Source organism: Streptomyces sp. NPDC032126 (genome assembly GCF_055580085.1).
Window position 1 is genome coordinate 128,977 of the sequence record NZ_JBVIMA010000002.1, and the last position, 17,757, is coordinate 146,733.

Consider the following 17,757-nt stretch of genomic DNA (forward strand, 5'->3'; position numbering starts at 1 on the left):
ACCCCCTTGACGCGGCAGCGCCGGAATCCTTAGCTTGTCCACGCATGTGAATGACGATCATGCACGCGGCCGTCGACTCAAGGAGACCGAGGATGCCCGCTCCCCGCACCGTCCTGCTCACCGGCGCCGCCGGCGGCCTCGGCACCCTGATGCGGGACCTGCTCCCCGGCTACGGCTACGAACTGCGGCTGCTCGACCTGCTCCCCGTCGAGGGCGCCCCGGACGCGATCACCGCGGACCTCGCCGACAGGGACGCGCTGCGGGAGGCCGTACGCGGCGTCGACGCGGTCCTCCACCTCGCGGGCATCTCCCTGGAAGCCCCCTTCGAGAAGATCCTCAAGGCGAACATCGAGGGCACGTACAACCTGTACGAGGCCGCGCGCGAGGCGGGCGTGCCGCGCGTCGTCTTCGCCTCCTCCAACCACGCGGTCGGCTACACCCCCCGCCCCCGGGCCGGCGCCCCCCTCATCCCCGTCGACACCCCGCACCGCCCGGACACCTTCTACGGCCTGTCCAAGTCCTTCGGCGAGGACCTCGCCCAGCTCTACTGGGACAAGCACGGCCTGGAGACCGTCTCCGTGCGCATCGGATCCTGCTTCGCCGAACCCACCAGCGTGCGGATGCTCTCGCTGTGGCTGAGCCCCGCCGACGGCGCCCGCCTCTTCCACGCCGCCCTGACCGCCGAGAACGTCGGCCACACCGTCGTCTACGGCTCCTCCGCCAACACCCGCCTGTGGTGGGACCTCGCCTCCGCGCGGGCGCTCGGCTACGAACCCCGGGACGACTCCGAGCCGTACGCGGAGAAGCTGATCGCCGAACAGGGCGAGCCGGACCCGGAGAACGAGGCCCACGCCTACCTCGGCGGCCACTTCGTCAACGATCCCCCGATCTGGCCGCACTGACCGAAAACCCTCGCCGAGGGCGGCGGGCGGGCAGCGAACGGGCTCCCACGAGGGGTCTTCGGACATGACCGGCCGACGGAACAGCACCCCGGCAGGGGCGCCGCGAACCCCGCGACCAGCCACGACGTACCCGCGGCCGACGCGCGACCGAACGGGCACACACGGGCACACACGGGCAGCATCACCCCGGTAACAGACCTGGTCACCGCCCCGCCCCCGCTGTAGAACTTCCCCCATGAGCCCGAACGGGCAGCACGGCGAGGAAAGCGGGTGACGGCCATGAACAGAACCGCGGAGGAACGCCAGCGCGAGATCGTGCGCGCGGCCCGCGCCGGGGGTTCCGTCGACGTCGCCGCGCTCGCCGCGGAACTCGGCGTCGCCAAGGAGACCGTACGGCGCGACCTGCGCGCCCTGGAGAGCCACGGCCTCGTCCGCCGCACCCACGGCGGCGCCTACCCCGTGGAGAGCGCCGGTTTCGAGACGACGCTCGCCTTCCGCGCCACCAGCCATGTCCCGGAGAAGCGCCGCATCGCGACGGCCGCGGCCGACCTCCTCGGGGACGCCGAGACCGTCTTCGTCGACGAGGGCTTCACCCCCCGGCTCATCGCCGAGGCGCTCCCCCGGGACCGGCCGCTGACCGTGGTCACCGCGTCCCTGCCGGTCGCCGGCGTGCTCGCCGAGGCCGACGGCGTCTCCGTGCTGCTGCTCGGCGGCCGGGTCCGCGCCGGCACGCTCGCCACGGTCGACCACTGGACGACGAAGATGCTGGCCGGCTTCGTCGTCGACCTGGCCTACATCGGCGCCAACGGCATCACCCGCGACCACGGCCTCACCACCCCGGACCCGGCCGTCGGCGAGGTCAAGGCGCAGGCGATGCGGGCGGCGCGGCGCACCGTCTTCGCGGGTGTGCACACCAAATTCGGAGCGGTCAGCTTCTGCCGGTTCGCCGAGGTCGGCGCGCTGGAGGCGATCGTGACGAGCACGCTGCTGCCGGCGGCGGAGGCCCACCGGTACTCGCTGATGGGGCCTCAGGTCATCAGGGTCTGACCGCCCCACCCCCTCGCACCGTCACCCCGGACGTCCCACCCGTGGGGCACCCGCATGCCCCGCGGCACCCCTTGTCTGCCCTTATCTCCCTCACTCTCCAGGAGCGATCCATGCGAACCCCGAGCCGACGACGACCGCCGCGGGCCCCGCTCGCCGCGGTCGCCGCAGGGACGCTGCTCGCCCCGCTGCTCTCCGGCTGCTGGGTCGGGGCGGGCGGGGCGGGGTCGGGCGGCGACTCGATCAACGTCCTGATGGTCAACAACCCGCAGATGACCGAACTGCAGAAGCTCACCGCCGCCCACTTCACGAAAGCGACGGGTATCAAGGTCAGCTTCACCGTGCTGCCCGAGAACGACGTCCGCGACAAGATCAGCCAGGACTTCGCCAACCAGGCCGGCCAGTACGACGTGGCGACCCTGTCCAACTACGAGATACCGATCTACGCCCGCAACGGCTGGCTGCACGAGATGGACTCCTACGTCGCGAAGGACCCGTCGTACGACGAGCAGGACGTCCTCAAGCCGATGCGCGAATCCCTCACCGCCGACGACGGCAAGCTGTACGGCCAGCCCTTCTACGGCGAGTCGTCCTTCCTGATGTACCGCAAGGACGTGTTCGCGGCGAAGGGCCTCACCATGCCCCGGCGGCCCACCTGGACCCAGGTGGCCGACCTCGCCGCGCGGGCCGACGGCGCGAAGCCCGGTATGAAGGGCATCTGCCTGCGCGGACTGCCCGGCTGGGGCGAGGTGATGGCGCCGCTCACCACGGTCGTGAACACCTTCGGCGGCACCTGGTTCGACAAGGACTGGAAGGCCCGGCTGGACTCCCCCGCGTGGGAAAAGGCGACGAAGTTCTATGTCGACCTGGTGCGCGAGCACGGCGAGTCCGGCGCGGCCCAGTCCGGCTTCGCCGAGTGCCTGAACAACATGACCCAGGGCAAGGTCGCCATGTGGTACGACGCCACGAGCGCCGCCGGCTCCCTGGAGGCGAAGGACTCCCCGGTCAAGGGCAAGGTCGGCTACGCCCCGGCCCCGGTCGAGAAGACCGGCTCCTCCGGCTGGCTCTACACCTGGGCCTGGGGCATCCAGAAGGCGTCCCGCAACGCCGACAAGGCGTGGAAGTTCGTCTCCTGGGCCTCCAGCAAGGAGTACGAGCGGCTGGTCGGCGAGGAGATCGGCTGGTCCAACGTCCCGGCGGGCAAGCGCGCGTCGACGTACACCCAGGCCGCCTACGTCAAGGAGGCCGCCGCCTTCCAGGAGATGACCCGGGCGGCCATCGAGGGCGCCCGCCCCAACGACCCCGGCGTGCAGCCGCGCCCCGCGCCCGGCATCCAGTTCGTCGGCATCCCCGAGTTCACCGACCTCGGCACCAAGGTCTCCCAGGAGATCAGCTCGGCCATCGCCGGACGCCAGTCCGTCGGATCGGCCCTGAGGAAGGCGCAGGCGCTCGCCGAGAAGATCTCCGAGGAGTACGAGGGACGATGACCGCGACGACGACAACTCCCCTGGCCACCACGCCCGTTCGCACCATCCGGCAGCCCTCCGCCCGGCTGCGCGCCTGGGCCACCCGGGCCCCGCTGCTGCCCGCCCTGGTCTTCATGATCGCCGTGACCCAGCTGCCGTTCGTGGCCACGCTGGTGATCTCCTTCTTCGACTGGAACGCCCTCTACCCCGACGCCCGCCGCTTCACCGGCCTCGACAACTACCACCAGGTGCTCACGGACGCCGATCTGCGCCACTCGGTGTGGACGACCGTGCTGCTGACGGCGGCCGTGGTGCTGGCCAGCCTCGTGCTGGGCCTGGCCCTGGCGCTGCTCCTCGACCGCCGCTTCCGCGGCCGGGGCATCGTCCGCACCCTGCTGATCGCCCCCTTCCTGGTGGTCCCGGTCGCCGCCGCCCTGCTGTGGAAGCACGTGCTCTACAACCCCGAGTACGGCCTGTTCAACGGCCTGTTGCACTACGTCGGCGGGCCCCAGCCGGACTGGATCTCCCGCACCCCGCTGCTGGCCGTCGAGGCCGCGCTGGTGTGGCAGTGGACGCCCTTCATGATGCTGATCCTGCTGGCCGGGCTGCAGAGCCGGGACCATGAGCAGATCGAGGCCGCGCGGGTGGACGGCGCGAGCGACTGGCAGATCTTCCGCCATCTCACGCTCCCGCATCTGCGCCGCTATCTCGAACTCGGCGCCCTGCTGGGCTCGATCTACATCGTGCAGAACTTCGACGCCGTCTTCACGATCACGTCCGGCGGCCTGGGCACGGCCAACCTGCCCTACACCGTCTACCAGAGCTTCTACCAGGCCCATGAGAACGGCCTCGCCTCGGCGGCCGGCGTCCTGGTGGTCATCGGCTCGCTCGTCATCGCGACCTTCGCCCTGCGCGTGGTGTCGTCCCTGTTCCGCGAGGAGGTCTCCCGCGCATGAACACCCCGTCCTTGCGCCGCCACGGGCTCGGCCTGCTGGCCTGGCTCGCCGGGATCCTGTTCTTCCTGCCGATCGCCTGGATGGCGCTGACGTCCTTCCACTCCGAGAAGGACGCGGCGACCAACCCGCCGTCCTTCACGGCCGCGCTGACCCTGGACGGCTACCGCGAGTTCTTCGGCACCGGCGGCGGGGCGAGCCCCTGGCCCGCGCTGATCAACTCGACGGTCGCGTCGGTGGGTTCGACGCTGCTGGTGCTGTTCCTCGCGCTGCCGGCCGCGTACGCCCTGTCGATCCGCCCGGTGCGCAAATGGACGGACGTGCTGTTCTTCTTCCTGTCCACGAAGATGCTGCCGGCCGTGGCGGGCCTGCTGCCGCTCTACCTCTTCGCCAAGAACACCGGCCTGCTGGACAACATCTGGCTGCTGATCGTCCTGTACACCGCGATGAACCTGCCGATCGCGGTGTGGATGATGCAGTCGTTCCTGGCCGAGGTGCCGGTCGCGGTCGTCGAGGCGGCCCGGGTGGACGGGGCGCGGCTGCCGACGGTCCTCACCCGGGTGGTGGCCCCGATCGCGCTGCCCGGCATCGCGGCGACGGCCCTGATCTGCTTCATCTTCAGCTGGAACGAGCTGCTGTTCGCCCGGGTGCTCACCGGTGTGGTCGCCGAGACCGCGCCCGTCTTCCTGACCGGCTTCATCACCAGCCAGGGCCTGTTCCTGGCGAAGGTGTGCGCCGCGTCGCTCGTCATCTCCCTGCCGGTGCTCGCCGCGGGGTTCGCCGCCCAGGACAAACTGGTCCAGGGCCTGTCGTTGGGAGCCGTGAAATGAGGGCCGCCGTCATCGAGTCCGTGGGCCGGGCCGTCGTCGCCGAGGTCCCGGACCCGACGCCCGGGCCGCGCGAGGTCGTCGTGGAGGTCGCCGCGTGCGGCCTGTGCGGCACCGATCTGCACATCCTCCAGGGCGAGTTCGCCCCGAAGCTGCCGATCGTGCCCGGCCATGAGTTCGCGGGCGAGGTCGTCGGGGTGGGCACCCAGGTCACGGAGGTGTCGGTGGGCGACCGGGTGGCGGTCGACCCGTCGCTGTACTGCCACGAGTGCCGGTACTGCCGTACCGGCCACAACAACCTGTGCGAGCGCTGGGCCGCGATCGGGGTCACGACCGCCGGGGGCGCGGCCCGGTACGCGCTCGCCCCGGTCGCCAACTGCGTGAAGCTGCCCGAGCACGTCCGCACCCAGGACGCGGCGCTGGTGGAGCCCCTGTCGTGCGCGGTGCGGGGCTATGACGTCCTGCGCTCACGGCTGGGCGCCCATGTGCTGATCTACGGCTCCGGGACGATGGGCCTGATGATGCTGGAGCTGGCCAAGCGGACCGGCGCGGCCGCCGTGGACGTGGTGGACGTCAACCCGGCCCGGCTGGAGACGGCCCGGCGGCTCGGTGTGTCGGGGGCGGCGGCGAACGCGGACGAGCTGGACCGCCCGCGGGGCTGGGACGTGGTCGTGGACGCCACGGGCAACGCGGCGGCCATCCAGGACGGCCTCGACCGGGTCGCGAAGGCGGGCACGTTCCTCCAGTTCGGGGTCGCCGACTACGCGACCCGGGTCACCGTCGACCCGTACCGGATCTACAACCAGGAGATCACCATCACCGGCTCGATGGCCGTCCTGCACAGCTTCGAGCGGGCGGCGGAGCTGTTCGCGAACGGGGTCCTGGACCCCGAGGTGTTCATCAGCGACCGCCTGCCGCTGGAGCGCTACCCGCAGGCCCTGGAGCAGTTCGCGGCGGGCGTCGGCCGGAAGATCGTGGTGGTGCCCTAGGTCGTGCCCGGGAGTGCGTACTCGTCGCGGCGGCCGCACATGCCGTAGCCGCCGCGGCGGGTGGGTGTGGCCGCGTGGGCGCTCGCCCGGGTGAGGTGGGTGGGGTCCCCGGCCGCCAGCGCGTCGAGCTGGGCGCCGGTGCGCTCGGCGGCGGCGAGGGCGCCCGCCCGCCACAGCTCCCGCCAGGCCGGCGCCTTGTCGCGGACGAGGCGGGCGGCGGCCTCCAGGAAGGCGAGGTAGGGGCCGTCGTCGCCGCGCGCCAGCGCCTCGCGCAGGGCGAGGTAGCCCTCGACGGCCAGGTCCCTGCGGCGGCGGGCGGCGGCCTCCGTGTCCGCTCCCGTGCCGGGCGGCAGCGCGGCCGCGGCGGCGTACCGGGCGGGGTCGGCGAGGATCTCGGGCGGGAAGGTGAAGACGGCGTCCCCGGCCTCGGGCAGTCCGCTGTTCTGCATCAGCACGGTGACGCGCAGATCGCCGCCCTGCACCATGCGGTGCACGGTGCCCGGGGTGAACCAGGCGACCGTGCCGGGCTCCAGCGGGATGTCCCGGACGCCGTCGGGGCCGAGCGTGTGCACCGCCCCGCGCCCGCCGGTGACGACGTACGCCTCGGTGCACACCAGATGCAGATGCGGGCTGCCGCCGCAGACGCCGTCGGCGGCCTCCCAGGGGTAGGCGCTCAGGTGGGAGAGGCCGACGGCGCCCGGCAGCGGGTCGGGCAGGGTCACCACGGCAGGCTCTCCAGGTGGGCGGCGACCCGGTCGCGGTCCCAGGCCCCGTCGGCGATCACCACCCGGTAGCGGTAGCCGAAGGACTCCCCCGGCGGCAGCTCGAACTCCTCGAAGAACGCCCAGGAGAAGGCGACGCTCGGGATGGGCTCGGAGCGCACGAACCAGTGGGACTCGTGGATCGCGCGGTCGCCGTCGAGGTTCTCGGGCGCGTGCGCGAAGACGATCGTGGAGTGGGCGTCGACGTCGTCGTGCTCGGCGGTGAAGGCCAGCCACGGGCTCTGGCTGCCCATCAGCCCGCCCGCGTCGGCGTCGCCGCCGGGGGCCATGACGGCGCCGCCGGTGAAGTCGCGCGGTCCACGCCACTGCAGGCCCGTGTAGCCGGCCATCTCACGTCCCGCGGTGGTCGGGGAGCCGAAGACGAGCGGCTCTGCCCGGAGATTGGTGAGCCGGATCGACCAGTCCAGCGCCCAGGCGCCGGCCTCCTCGTCGACCGCGTGCACGACGATGTCGCGCACCTCGCGCGCCCACTCCTCGCCGGTGTGCGCGACCCAGGTCAGCTCCTCGGTGAGGGAGAGCCGTTCGTCCTCCGCCGCGATGCCGGTGAAGCGGTCGTGCCGCATGGAGCCGACCCGTTCCGGCAGGGCCAGATAACCCCGGCCGTGGACATAGGAGTTGCCGCCCCAGAAGTTCTGCCCGGACAGATGACTGGCCGTCATCTGCAGGCCCTTGTGCCAGCGGTGGTCGTTGGGGCGGTAGCCGGTGACGGTGCGGCCGCCCAGGGTGCGCAGCGGGTGGGCGTAGGGCTTGCGGGACTCGAAGGGGTCGGGGTCGGGCCGGTAGACGTAGCGGAGGATCTCGGTTCCGCCCGCCTCGACGGTGATGTGCTCGCCGTGGGTGTGGGTGACGCGGAGGGTCATGCGCTCTCCCCGGGGGCCCAGTCGGCGTGGTCGCCGTGCATGGCCGCGTAGAAGGGGTCGCCGGGGGCGATCTCTCCGGCGTGCACCGGGCGGCCGGTGAACGCGGCCTTGTACAGGGCGGCGGCGAACTCCAGGGTGGCGCGGGCGGCGGGGCCGCTGCCGGGGGGCCGTACGCCGTGGTCGTAGGCGTCGAGGAGGCCGGCCAGCTGCGCGGTGTGCGAGCTGGGCACGTCGGCGGCCGGGCTGCGCCAGGCGGCGGCGCGGTCGGCGGGGACGTGCGGGGCGGGGGTGTAGACCCAGCTGTCGTTGGTGTGGCCGTAGAGGTGGGTCAGTTCGACGGTCGCGTCGGCGCAGTCGATCCGGACACGGCTGACCTCGTCCGGGGAGAGCACGCTGTTGACGACGGTGGCGAGCGCGCCGCTGCGGAAGCGGACCAGCGCGGTGGAGACGTCCTCGCTCTCGGTGTCGTGGACGAGCCGCGCCGCCATGGCGCGGATCTCCTCCCACCCGCCGAGCAGGTCCAGCAGCAGGTCGTACTGGTGGATGCCGTGGCCCATGGTGGGACCGCCGCCCTCGGTGGCCCAGCGGCCGCGCCAGGGCACCGCGTAGTAGGCGGCGTCGCGGTGCCAGGTCGTCTGGCAGTGCGCGACCAGCGGGGCGCCCAGCTCGCCGCTCGCGATCAGCTCGCGCGCGTGGACGGCGCCGGAGCCGTAGCGGTGCTGGAAGACGACGGACGCGTACGCGCCGGACGCCTCCTCGGCCGCCGCGATCTCGTCGTATTCGGCGAGGGACAGGCACAGCGGCTTCTCGCACAGCACCCAGGCGCCCGCCTTCAGCGCGGCCACGGTCTGCTCCCGGTGCAGCGCCGGCGGGGTGCCGATGAGGACCAGGTCGGGCCGTACGGCGTCCAGCATCGCGCCGGTCGAGGTGTACCCGGCGACCTCCGCGCCCTGCTCGGCCGCCAGCGCGCGGAAGGCGTCCAGCCGGCCCGGGTCCACGTCGACGGCGGCGACCAGTTCGGTCCGGTCGGCGTGGGCTCTCAGCGCGGGCAGATGACTGCCGGCGACGATGGCACCGGTGCCGATCACGGCGACGCGGCGGCGGGCTGGGGGCAACGACATGCGGCGCTCCTCGGCGGGGGATCTCTGTTAGAAAGCGCTTGCTCCCTCGGGGAGGACCCTAAGCGTCCAGGTCGGGCCCGGACAAGCCCTGGTCCGTCCGGCGGACGGGCCGCGACCGGCGGGGGGACGGACGAGATCGGTAAGGGAACGGTAAAGCGGGCTGGATCGTTCACAGGGCATGACAGCTATGACGCCTGGCTCGAACATCCCTCTCTCCGCCACGCGCGTGACGGTGGACGTCACCGCACCGGTGCGGCTCGACGTTTCGGGCCTGCTGCTCACCGCCGACGGCAAGGTGCGCTCCGACGACGACTTCATCTTCTACAACCAGCCGTCGGGCCCGGGCGTGACCTACCGCTCGGGCGGCGGCACGTCCCCCGACGCGATCACCGTCGACACCTCGGCCGTACCCCCGGGCATCGAGAAGATCGTCGTCACCGCCAGCCCGGACGCGGCCGGCCAGACCTTCCAGGGCATCGAGCCCACGGCGACCCTGCGCAACGCCGACGACCACAGCGTCCTGGCCACCTTCACCCCGCCGCGGCTCGGCACCGAGACGGCCCTGGTGATCATGGAGATCTATCTGCGGGGCGGCGCCTGGAAGGCCCGAGCGGTCGGCCAGGGCTACGCCGAGGGGCTGGCGGGCATCGCGACGGACTTCGGCGTCACGGTGGAGGAGCCGGCACCGGCGACCCCGGCCCAGCCGGTCGCTCCCCCGGCACCCCCCGCTCCCCCCGCACCCGTCGCGCAGCCGCCGGCCCCGCCGATGACCACGCCTCCCGCGCCGCCCATGCCCCCAGCGCCGCCCGCCGCCGCGCCCGGCACCGGGAAGATCAACCTGGACAAGGGCCGGGTCAGCCTCCAGAAGAACCAGACGGTGTCGCTGATGAAGGGCGGGCGCCCGCTGCTGTCCCAGGTCCAGATGGGCCTCGGCTGGGAGCCGGCCTACCGCGGCAAGAGCATCGACCTGGACGCCTCGGTCATCGCCTACGGCCCGCAGCGCAACCACATCGACAGCTGCTACTTCGGCAAGCTGACCATCGTGGGCGGCGCGATCCGCCACTCCGGCGACAATCTCACCGGCGAGGGCGGGGGCGACGACGAGGTCATCACCGTCGACCTCGGCCGCCTCCCGCAGGACGTCACCGGTCTCGTCTTCACGGTGAACTCCTTCTCCGGCCAGAAGTTCACCGAGGTCGCCAAGGCCTACTGCCGCCTCCTGGACGCCGCGACCGGCGAGGAACTGGTCCGCTTCGACCTCACCAACGCCGAGCCGCAGACCGGCGTGATGATGGCCAAGCTGATCCGCCAGTTCTCCGGCGAGTGGGAGATGACGGCGATGGGCGACTTCGTGAAGGCCCGCACCGTGCGGAACATGATCAAGCCGGCGGCGGAGGCGCTGTAACGGCCGGTACGACGCAGGGGGCGCCCTCACGCGGGGCGCCCGCCGTCCGTCTCACGCGTCCGGAGCCCGCAGACCCTCGGTCAGCAGGGCCAGGTACCGGTTGATGTCCTTGCCCTCCCCGCTCGCCATCTCCGACGCCGTGGCCACCGCGTGGGCCAGCCGCAGGACCTCGATCGGCTCCACGTCGGCCCGCAGGCTGCCCTCCCGCTGAGCCGCCTCGACCAGCCGGGTCGCCGCCGCCTTCATCGACGTACCGCAGGCCGTGACCGCGACCGAGCTGCCGTCGGTCACCGCCGAGCCCAGCAGGGCCTTCAGGCCGCGCACCTGGAGCGTGCCGACGCAGAGTTCGTGCAGCCACTCCATCAGGGCCTCGCCGGGCGGGAGTTGGGCTCCCAGGGCGTCGGCGCGGCCGGCGAGCGCCTCGATCCGGTCGACGTAGGCCGCCTCCAGCAGTGCCTGACGGGTCGGGAAGTGCCGGTAGAGGGTGCCGGATCCGACGCCCGCGCGCTTGGCGATGTCGTCGAGCGACGCGCGTTCCCCATGCTCGGCGAAGGCCTCGGCCGCCACCTTCAACAAGCGCTCGTAGTTGCGCCGAGCGTCCGCGCGCATGGGCTTGACCTGCGTCATCCAGTAACTCCTTGCGAACCGGGGACTCTCTCCGTATTTTATCGGGCACTAACCGGAGACAGTCCCCGCTTATCCGGTCCGGCCGGCCCGCGACCACGGGCTGTTCGTGCTGCCCGCATGCTCCATCACTTCCCGCGGGGACACCAGACAGGGAGCGTCCTCATGTCCACCACCACACCCTTAACGACACCCAGGCCCGCCGCCGAGCGGCCCGGTGCCGTCCTGCTCGTCGTCGTGGCCGCGTACCTGATGGTCGGCGTCGACTCCACCGTCGTCAACGTGGCCCTCCCCGACATCCGGCACGACCTCGGCTTCAGCGCCACCGGTCTGGCCTGGGTGCTCAACGCCTACACCCTCGCCTTCGGCGGCCTGCTGCTCCTCGGCGGCCGCGCCGGAGACCTCCTCGGCCGCCGCCGCACGCTCACCGCCGGCGTCCTGCTCTTCGCCATCTCCTCCCTGCTGGGCGGGCTCGCGGGCGACGGCGGATGGCTGCTCGCCGCCCGCGCGCTCCAGGGCGTCGGCGCCGCGCTCATCGCGCCCAGCACCCTCGCCCTGATCACCACCAGCTTCCCCGAGGGACCGCGCCGCCATCACGCCCTCGGCGTGTTCTCCTCCATGGCCGGCATCGGCGCCTCCGTCGGCCTCGTGCTCGGCGGGATGCTCACCTCCTGGGCCTCCTGGCGCTGGTCCTTGCTGATCAACGTGCCCATCGGGGCCGCCGTCGCGCTCGCGCTGCCCCGCTTCGTCGCCGAGACCCCGCGCCACACCGGCCGGTTCGACGCGGCCGGCGCGCTGACCGGGACCGCCGGGACGACCTCGCTGGTGTACGCCCTCATCCGGGTCTCCGAGGAGGGCTGGGGCGACGCCCGGGCCCTGACCGGCTTCGGCGCGGCGGCGGTGCTGCTCGCCGCGTTCGCCCTCGTCGAGTCGCGAGCCGACCAGCCGATCGTGCCGCCGCGACTGCTCGCCGACCGCGCGCGGGCGGGCGCGTACGCCGTCGTCCTGCTGCTCCCGGCCGGCATGTTCGGCGCCTTCTACTTCCTCACCCTCGTCAGTCAGCAGGCCCTGCACTACAGCCCGTTGCGCACCGGATTCGCCTTCCTGCCGATGACGGTAGTGATGTTCACGACCGTACGGGCCGTGCCGAGGCTGCTCGCCCGCCTCGGCGCCCGGCCGCTCGCCCTCACCGGACTGACCCTGATGACCGCCGCCGGCGCCTGGCTGTGGCGGCTGCGGCCCGGCGACGGCTACGCGACCGGACTGCTCGGCCCCCTGCTGCTCGTCGGCGTCGGCATCGGCCTCGCGCTGATGCCGCTCAACGCCACGGTCCTCGCCCGGGTGCGCCCGCACGACGCCGGCGCGGCCTCCGGTCTGCTCCAGACCCTCCAGTGGCTCGGCGGCACGGTCGGCCTGTCCGTGCTGGTCACGGTCTACGGCACCGCCACCCGGCACACCACCGGCACCGCCGACACCGTGCTCACCCACGGCGCCGCCCACGCCTTCGGGGCCGGCGCGCTGATCTCCCTCACCGCGGTACTGGTGGCGGCGGTGGCGATCAGCGGACGGAAGGAGGAGCGGGCGGCCGCCTAGGCACTCAGAAGAGGGCGCTGTACGCGTTCAGCGCGGGCTGGCCGCCGAGGTGGGCGTAGAGCACGGTCGAGCCGCGGTCGATCTCGCCGCGTGCGACGAGGTCGATCATCCCGGCCATCGACTTCCCCTCGTAGACGGGGTCGGTGACCATGCCCTCGGTGCGTGCGGCGAGCCGCATCGCCTCCAGGGTTGAGGCGTCGGGGACACCGTACGTCCCCGCGTGGTACCGCTCGTCGAGTTCGACATCCGCCTCGGTCAACTCCCGTTTGACACCGATGAGTTGTCCGGTGCGCTGGGCGATCCGGGCGATCTGCGTCCGGGTCTCGGCGGGCTTGGCCGAGGCGTCGACGCCGATCACCCGCCGGGGCCGGCCGCCCGCCTCCTCCAGCGCGGCGAACCCGGCGACCATGCCGGCCTGCGTGGAGCCGGTCACCGAGCAGACGATCACGGTGTCGAAGAAGACGCCCGCCTCCCGCTCCTGCTCGGCCACCTCGTAGGCCCATCCGGCGAAGCCGAGCCCGCCGAGCGGATGGTCGGACGCCCCGGCCGGGATGGCGTACGGCTTGCCGCCCGCCTCCTCGACCTCCCGCAGCGCCTGCTCCCAGCTCTCCTTGAACCCGATCCCGAACCCGGCCTTCACCAGCCGTACGTCGGCCCCGGCGAGACGGCTGATCAGGATATTGCCGACCTTGTCGTACACCGCGTCGGGCCAGTCCACCCAACTCTCCTGCACAAGCACGCACTTGAGGCCGACGCGGGCGGCGACGGCGGCGACCTGGCGGGTGTGGTTGGACTGCACACCGCCGATCGACACGAGCGTGTCGCAGCCCTGCGCGAGGGCGTCGGCGACCAGGTACTCCAGCTTGCGCGTCTTGTTCCCGCCATAGGCGATCCCGGAGTTGCAGTCCTCCCGCTTGGCCCAGAGCGCGGCGCCGCCGAGGTGCGCGGTCAGCCGGTCGAGCGGATGCACGGGAGAGGGGCCGAAGAGGAGGGGGTAACGGTCGTACGAGGCGAGGGACATGGGTCCTCCCTGGGTCAGGTGCCGTCGGCGAGGTCGGTGAGGCTCCGCCAGATCTCCGCGGTGACGCCGACGGCCTCGTCCGTGTCGCCGGCCGCGCATGCCTCGATCAGGCGCTCGTGCAGCCCGGCCGAGCGGCAGCTGCCGCCCTCGCCGAAGCGGCGCCGCTCCAGGCGGCGGATGAGGGGGGTGTACCGGGCGACGGTGGCGGCGGCCGCGCGGTTGCCGCTCACCCGGACGAGGACGTCGTGCAGCTCGTCGTCCGCGCGCAGGGCGGCGTCCACGTCGCCGGTGCGTACGGCGGAGGCGAAGCGCTCGTTGGCCGCGCGCATGATCTCCGTGTCGGCGGCCGTCAGCCGGGGCACCGCCACCCGGGTCACCAGCTCGTGCATCGCCCCGACCACCGCGGCCGCGTCCCGCACGTCGGCGGTGACCAGCGGGGTGACGCGGGTGTAGCTCTGCGGCTTGCTCTCCAGCAGCCCCTCGTCGACCAGCCGCGAGAACGCCTCCCGCACGGGCGCCCGGGACAGCCCCAGCCGCTCGGCGAGCTCGCCGTCCCGGACCACCGCCCCGGGCGGGATCTCCCCGGCGACGATGGCGTCCCGGATGGCCGCGTAGGCGCGGTCCCTGAGCAGGGTGCGGCCGAGGGGTCGTAGGGCCTCCATGAACTGAAATGTTAGATGTCAGTCGGGGTCCGGGGAAAGGGGTGCGGCGGGAAAGGGGTGCGGCCCACACCCTCCGTACGGGTGCGGGCCGCGCATGGTGTGCCGGTCGCCGAATCGATTACCGCTTCTGCCGCTTCCACGGCCCCCTGATCGCCAGCATGATGCCCGGGGTCTGGATGTTGGCGTAGAGCGTCTTGCCGTCGGGGGAGAAGGTGACGCCGGTGAACTCGCTGTACTCGGGCTCCTCCGCGGTGCCGATGTTCAGCTCGTTGCGGGCGATCGGGTAGGTGCGGCCGCTGTCGGTGGCGCCGAACAGGTGCTGGACGCCCTCGCCGTCCTCGGCGATGACGAGGCCGCCGTAGGGGGAGACGGTGATGTTGTCGGGGCCGTCGAAGGCGCCGTCGGCGGACGGGTCGGGGTTGACGCCGAGCAGCACCTTCAGGGTGAGGGTGCGGCGGTTCGGGTCGTAGAACCAGACCTGGCCGTCGTGCTGGACGGGGCTCTCCTCACGGGCGAAGGAGGAGACGATGTACGCCCCGCCGTCGCCCCACCACATGCCCTCCAGCTTGCGGGCGCGGGTGATCTGGCCGGTGGCGAACTGCTTGCGGACCGACACCGTCTTCGCGTCGCGGTCGGGGACGTCGACCCAGTCGGCGCCGTACACGGTGCCGATCTTCGTGGCGCGGGAGAGGTCGTCGACGAACTGGCCCGCGGAGTCGAAGCACTTGACGGCCTGGAGGACGCCCGCGTCGTCGGGGAGGGCGCGCAGCTTGCCGCGGCCGTGCGTGAAACCGGCGGGCGGGGTCCAGCGGTAGAGCAGGCCGTTGGGGTTGGCGGCGTCCTCGGTGAGGTAGGCGTGGCCGCGCTTGGGGTCGATGACGACGGCCTCGTGGGCGTAGCGGCCGAGAGCCTTGATCGGCTGGGGGTCGCGGTTGGCCCGGCGGTCCTCGGGGTCGACCTCGAAGACGTAGCCGTGGTCCTTGGTCATGCCGTTCTTGCCGGCCTTGTCCTCGGTCTCCTCGCAGGTGAGCCAGGTGCCCCACGGGGTGCTGCCGCCCGCGCAGTTGGTGGAGGTGCCCGCGATGCCGACCCACTCGGCGACATGGCCGTGGCGCACCTCGACGACCGTGCAGCCACCGGCGGCGGCCGGGTCGTAGACGAGGCCCTCGGTGAGCGGTACGGGGTACGGCCAGTTGGCGCGCGGGCCCTTGAGCTCGTGGTTGTTGACGAGGAGGGTCGTACCGCGCGGGCCGCAGAAGGTGGCCGTGCCGTCGTGGTTGGACGGGGTGAACTCGCCGGACTCCAGCTTGGTCCTGCCGCTGTACGTGATGATCTCGTACGTGAATCCGGCGGGGAGCGCGAGGATGCCGTCAGGGTCCGGGATCAGCGGTCCGTAGCCGACGCTGTCGTGGCCGACCGCGAGCCCGTCCGCGTAGGTCTCCGCGTCCGTGGAGGCGAGGGCGTTGGGCGCGGTGGCGAGGGCGCCGACGCTGCCCGCGAGGGCAACCCCGGCACCGGTGATGGCGGACTTTCTGGCGAAGTCCCGCCGGCTGAGCGACATGGTGTCTCCTGGGAGAGTGGGTGCCATGGGGGGTGGCGGGCGACTGGTGCGGCCGCCACGGTCCCGCCCGTCTTTGAACACCAGTTGAACAACACCCCAGGCGCGCGGGGAACGGCGCGACAAGCCACAACGAACCCGCGCCCACCGACCGACGTCGACCGCCGACGAACCCGCCCCTGCCGACCGGCGTCAACCGCCAACGAACCCGCGCCCACCGACCGACGTCGACCGCCGACGGACCAGCCCCCACCGACCGACATCGACCGCCGACGGACCCGCCCCCACCGGCCGACGTCAACCCCCAACGAACCCGCGCCCACCGACCGACATCGACCGCCGACGGACCCGCCCCCACCGACCGGCGTCAACCGCCCTGCTGCGACCGCGCCTTGAACGCCGCCTTCCGCGCTTCCTTGGCGACCTTCTTGTCCGGGTGCAGCCGCCCCATCGCTTCGAGGACGTCCGCGGTGGCGGGGTGTCCGACCCGCCAGGCGGCCGCGAAGAACCCGTCGTGCTGGGCGGCCAGTCCCTCCACCAGGGCCAGCAGTTCCTCGGAGTTCCCCTCGGCGGCCAGCTGTGCGGCGAGCGTGTCGATGGTCAGCCAGAACACCAGGTCCTGCGAGGGGGCGGGGACGTCGGCGGCGCCCTGCTCGGTCAGCCACACGCGGGCGAGTCCGCCCAGTTCGGCGTCGTCGAGCACCTCCCGCAGCGCGGGCTCGGCGGGCGCCCCGACCAGCGACAGGGCCTGCTGGCAGCGCAGCCGCCTGAGCGGCGCCCCGGCGTCGGAGCCGCGGGCGGCGGCGAGCAACTCCCGCGCGGCGGCGACGGGTTCGCGCCGTGCGAGCCACTGTTCGGTCTCGGCGAGCGCGGCGGACGAGCCGTAGTGGGCGGTGCCGTCGAGCAGGGCGTCGGCGCCCTTGTCGGCGAGTTCGCCGACCGCGGGTGCCTCGAAGCCGGCCTCCAGCAGCCGTACCCGCAGGCCGTGCAGGCCGAGCGGGGTGAGGCGGACCATGCCGTAGCGGGTGACGTCGGTGTCGTCGACGGCGGCGGCGGGTTCCTCGTCGGCGTCGGCCATGAGCGCCTCGTCGACGGGCTGGTACGCGACGAGCCCGATGGGCTCCAGCAGCCGGAACTGGTCGTCCAGGCGCATCATGGCGTCGGAGACCTGTTCGAGGACGTCGTTGGTGGGCTCGCCCATGTCGCCGGGGACGATCATGGAGGCGGCGAGGGCGGGCAGCGGCACCGGGCTGTCGCCGGGTCCGTCCTCGCTGACGGTGAGCAGGTAGAGGTTGCCGAGGACGCCGTCGAGGAACTCCCCCTCGGCCTCGGGGTCCCAGTCGAGCTCGGAGAGGCCGATCGAGCCGCCCTCGTCGAGGGCGTCGACCAGGTCGTCGAGGTCGGGCACGCTCGCGTCGGCGAGCACGGCCTCCAGGGCGGACTGCCAGATGGCGAGGACGTCGTGCGGGGTGCCGCCGGTGAGCAGGGCGAGGTCCTCGCCGGCGGTGACGGTGCCGGCCTCCTCGTCGACGATCTCGACGAGTCCGGCGTCGACGGCGATCCGCCAGGCCTCGCTGGCGTAGGCGGCGGCGTCGTCGCCGGTCAGGCCGAGGATCTCGGCGGCGGCGGGCAGCTGGTCCTCGGCCAGTCCGCCGCCGGCGTCCACCCGGGTCTGCGGTCCGGCCCAGCGGGCGAGCCGTGCGGCCCGGGCGAGCAGGGGGGTGGACAGCGCGTCGCGCGCCAGCTCCGCTTCGGAGGTCAGCCGCGCCGGCGGCAGGGGGGAGCTGTCTGACATCGGCCGTTTCTCCTAGGGCGCCTTGGGAGCCGTACACATCACGGCTCAACCGCTCAGCCTAGACGGATTTCCACCCATGCCGCCCGGTTCATCTCTCGGACAGGTCTCGTACATGGCCGAAACCTTGACAACTGCTGTGATCACGCAGGAGATTG

General features: G+C 72.6%; 16 protein-coding genes. 8 read left to right on the forward strand and 8 right to left on the reverse strand.

What is annotated here, in order from left to right:
* The first annotated feature begins 92 nt into the window (after positions 1–92).
* The 6 genes from ACZ5NW_RS09085 to ACZ5NW_RS09110 all read left to right on the forward strand — a co-directional run bounded on the left by ACZ5NW_RS09085 (position 93) and on the right by ACZ5NW_RS09110 (position 6,181).
* The gene (locus ACZ5NW_RS09085) at positions 93–902 is read left to right on the forward strand and encodes an NAD-dependent epimerase/dehydratase family protein (protein WP_468743136.1); all 810 of its coding nucleotides are present in this window, start codon (positions 93–95) and stop codon (positions 900–902) included.
* 279 nt (positions 903–1,181) lie between these two features.
* Positions 1,182–1,949 carry a DeoR/GlpR family DNA-binding transcription regulator gene (locus ACZ5NW_RS09090; protein WP_468743137.1) on the forward strand — a complete coding sequence of 256 codons (768 nt, stop codon included), beginning with the start codon at positions 1,182–1,184 and terminating at the stop codon, positions 1,947–1,949.
* A 110-nt stretch (positions 1,950–2,059) separates the two neighbouring features.
* A complete protein-coding gene (locus ACZ5NW_RS09095; RefSeq protein ID WP_468743138.1) occupies positions 2,060–3,433 on the forward strand; it encodes an ABC transporter substrate-binding protein in 1,374 nt (457 codons plus the stop codon).
* A complete protein-coding gene (locus tag ACZ5NW_RS09100) occupies positions 3,430–4,368 on the forward strand; it encodes a carbohydrate ABC transporter permease (RefSeq protein WP_468743139.1) in 939 nt (312 codons plus the stop codon). The genes ACZ5NW_RS09095 and ACZ5NW_RS09100 overlap by 4 nt, the downstream gene beginning before the upstream one ends.
* The gene (locus ACZ5NW_RS09105; RefSeq protein WP_468743140.1) at positions 4,365–5,195 is read left to right on the forward strand and encodes a carbohydrate ABC transporter permease; all 831 of its coding nucleotides are present in this window, start codon (positions 4,365–4,367) and stop codon (positions 5,193–5,195) included. Before ACZ5NW_RS09100 ends, ACZ5NW_RS09105 begins: the two co-directional genes overlap by 4 nt.
* Complete coding sequence (locus ACZ5NW_RS09110) at positions 5,192–6,181, forward strand: zinc-dependent alcohol dehydrogenase family protein (RefSeq protein ID WP_468743141.1); 990 nt, start codon at positions 5,192–5,194, stop codon at positions 6,179–6,181. The genes ACZ5NW_RS09105 and ACZ5NW_RS09110 overlap by 4 nt, the downstream gene beginning before the upstream one ends.
* Here the strand turns inward: ACZ5NW_RS09110 and ACZ5NW_RS09115 are convergent.
* The 3 genes from ACZ5NW_RS09115 to ACZ5NW_RS09125 are packed head-to-tail and all read right to left on the reverse strand — an operon-like array spanning position 6,178 to position 8,944.
* Positions 6,178–6,903 (reverse strand): cupin domain-containing protein, encoded by a 726-nt coding sequence (locus tag ACZ5NW_RS09115; RefSeq protein ID WP_468743142.1) that lies wholly within the window; start codon positions 6,901–6,903, stop codon positions 6,178–6,180. The genes ACZ5NW_RS09110 and ACZ5NW_RS09115 overlap by 4 nt on opposite strands.
* Positions 6,900–7,823, reverse strand: a complete 924-nt coding sequence (locus ACZ5NW_RS09120) for a DUF6807 domain-containing protein (protein ID WP_468743143.1) — start codon at positions 7,821–7,823, stop codon at positions 6,900–6,902. The genes ACZ5NW_RS09115 and ACZ5NW_RS09120 overlap by 4 nt, the downstream gene beginning before the upstream one ends.
* Positions 7,820–8,944 carry a Gfo/Idh/MocA family protein gene (locus tag ACZ5NW_RS09125; RefSeq protein ID WP_468743144.1) on the reverse strand — a complete coding sequence of 375 codons (1,125 nt, stop codon included), beginning with the start codon at positions 8,942–8,944 and terminating at the stop codon, positions 7,820–7,822. The genes ACZ5NW_RS09120 and ACZ5NW_RS09125 overlap by 4 nt, the downstream gene beginning before the upstream one ends.
* Positions 8,945–9,131: 187 nt before the next feature.
* Here ACZ5NW_RS09125 and ACZ5NW_RS09130 point away from each other — a divergent pair, with 187 nt between their 5' ends.
* A complete protein-coding gene (locus tag ACZ5NW_RS09130) occupies positions 9,132–10,349 on the forward strand; it encodes a TerD family protein (protein ID WP_468743145.1) in 1,218 nt (405 codons plus the stop codon).
* 51 nt (positions 10,350–10,400) lie between these two features.
* Here the strand turns inward: ACZ5NW_RS09130 and ACZ5NW_RS09135 are convergent, their stop codons facing one another.
* Entirely contained in the window at positions 10,401–10,976 is a 576-nt protein-coding gene (locus tag ACZ5NW_RS09135) for a TetR/AcrR family transcriptional regulator (protein ID WP_468743146.1), read from the reverse strand.
* A gap of 162 nt (positions 10,977–11,138) precedes the next feature.
* Here ACZ5NW_RS09135 and ACZ5NW_RS09140 point away from each other — a divergent pair, with 162 nt between their 5' ends.
* Complete coding sequence (locus ACZ5NW_RS09140) at positions 11,139–12,566, forward strand: MFS transporter (protein ID WP_468743147.1); 1,428 nt, start codon at positions 11,139–11,141, stop codon at positions 12,564–12,566.
* Between the two features lie 4 nt (positions 12,567–12,570).
* On the opposite strand, the gene ACZ5NW_RS09145 is transcribed toward ACZ5NW_RS09140, so the two are convergent.
* From ACZ5NW_RS09145 to ACZ5NW_RS09160, 4 genes are all read right to left on the reverse strand, one after another.
* Positions 12,571–13,587: a 1-aminocyclopropane-1-carboxylate deaminase gene (locus tag ACZ5NW_RS09145; protein ID WP_468743148.1), complete on the reverse strand. Its 1,017-nt coding sequence runs from the start codon at positions 13,585–13,587 to the stop codon at positions 12,571–12,573.
* A gap of 14 nt (positions 13,588–13,601) precedes the next feature.
* Positions 13,602–14,249 (reverse strand): GntR family transcriptional regulator, encoded by a 648-nt coding sequence (locus tag ACZ5NW_RS09150; RefSeq protein ID WP_468743149.1) that lies wholly within the window; start codon positions 14,247–14,249, stop codon positions 13,602–13,604.
* A gap of 118 nt (positions 14,250–14,367) precedes the next feature.
* Positions 14,368–15,810 (reverse strand): alkaline phosphatase PhoX, encoded by a 1,443-nt coding sequence (locus tag ACZ5NW_RS09155; RefSeq protein ID WP_468743150.1) that lies wholly within the window; start codon positions 15,808–15,810, stop codon positions 14,368–14,370.
* Between the two features lie 364 nt (positions 15,811–16,174).
* Positions 16,175–17,602: a hypothetical protein gene (locus tag ACZ5NW_RS09160; RefSeq protein ID WP_468743151.1), complete on the reverse strand. Its 1,428-nt coding sequence runs from the start codon at positions 17,600–17,602 to the stop codon at positions 16,175–16,177.
* Between the last annotated feature and the right edge of the window lie 155 nt (positions 17,603–17,757).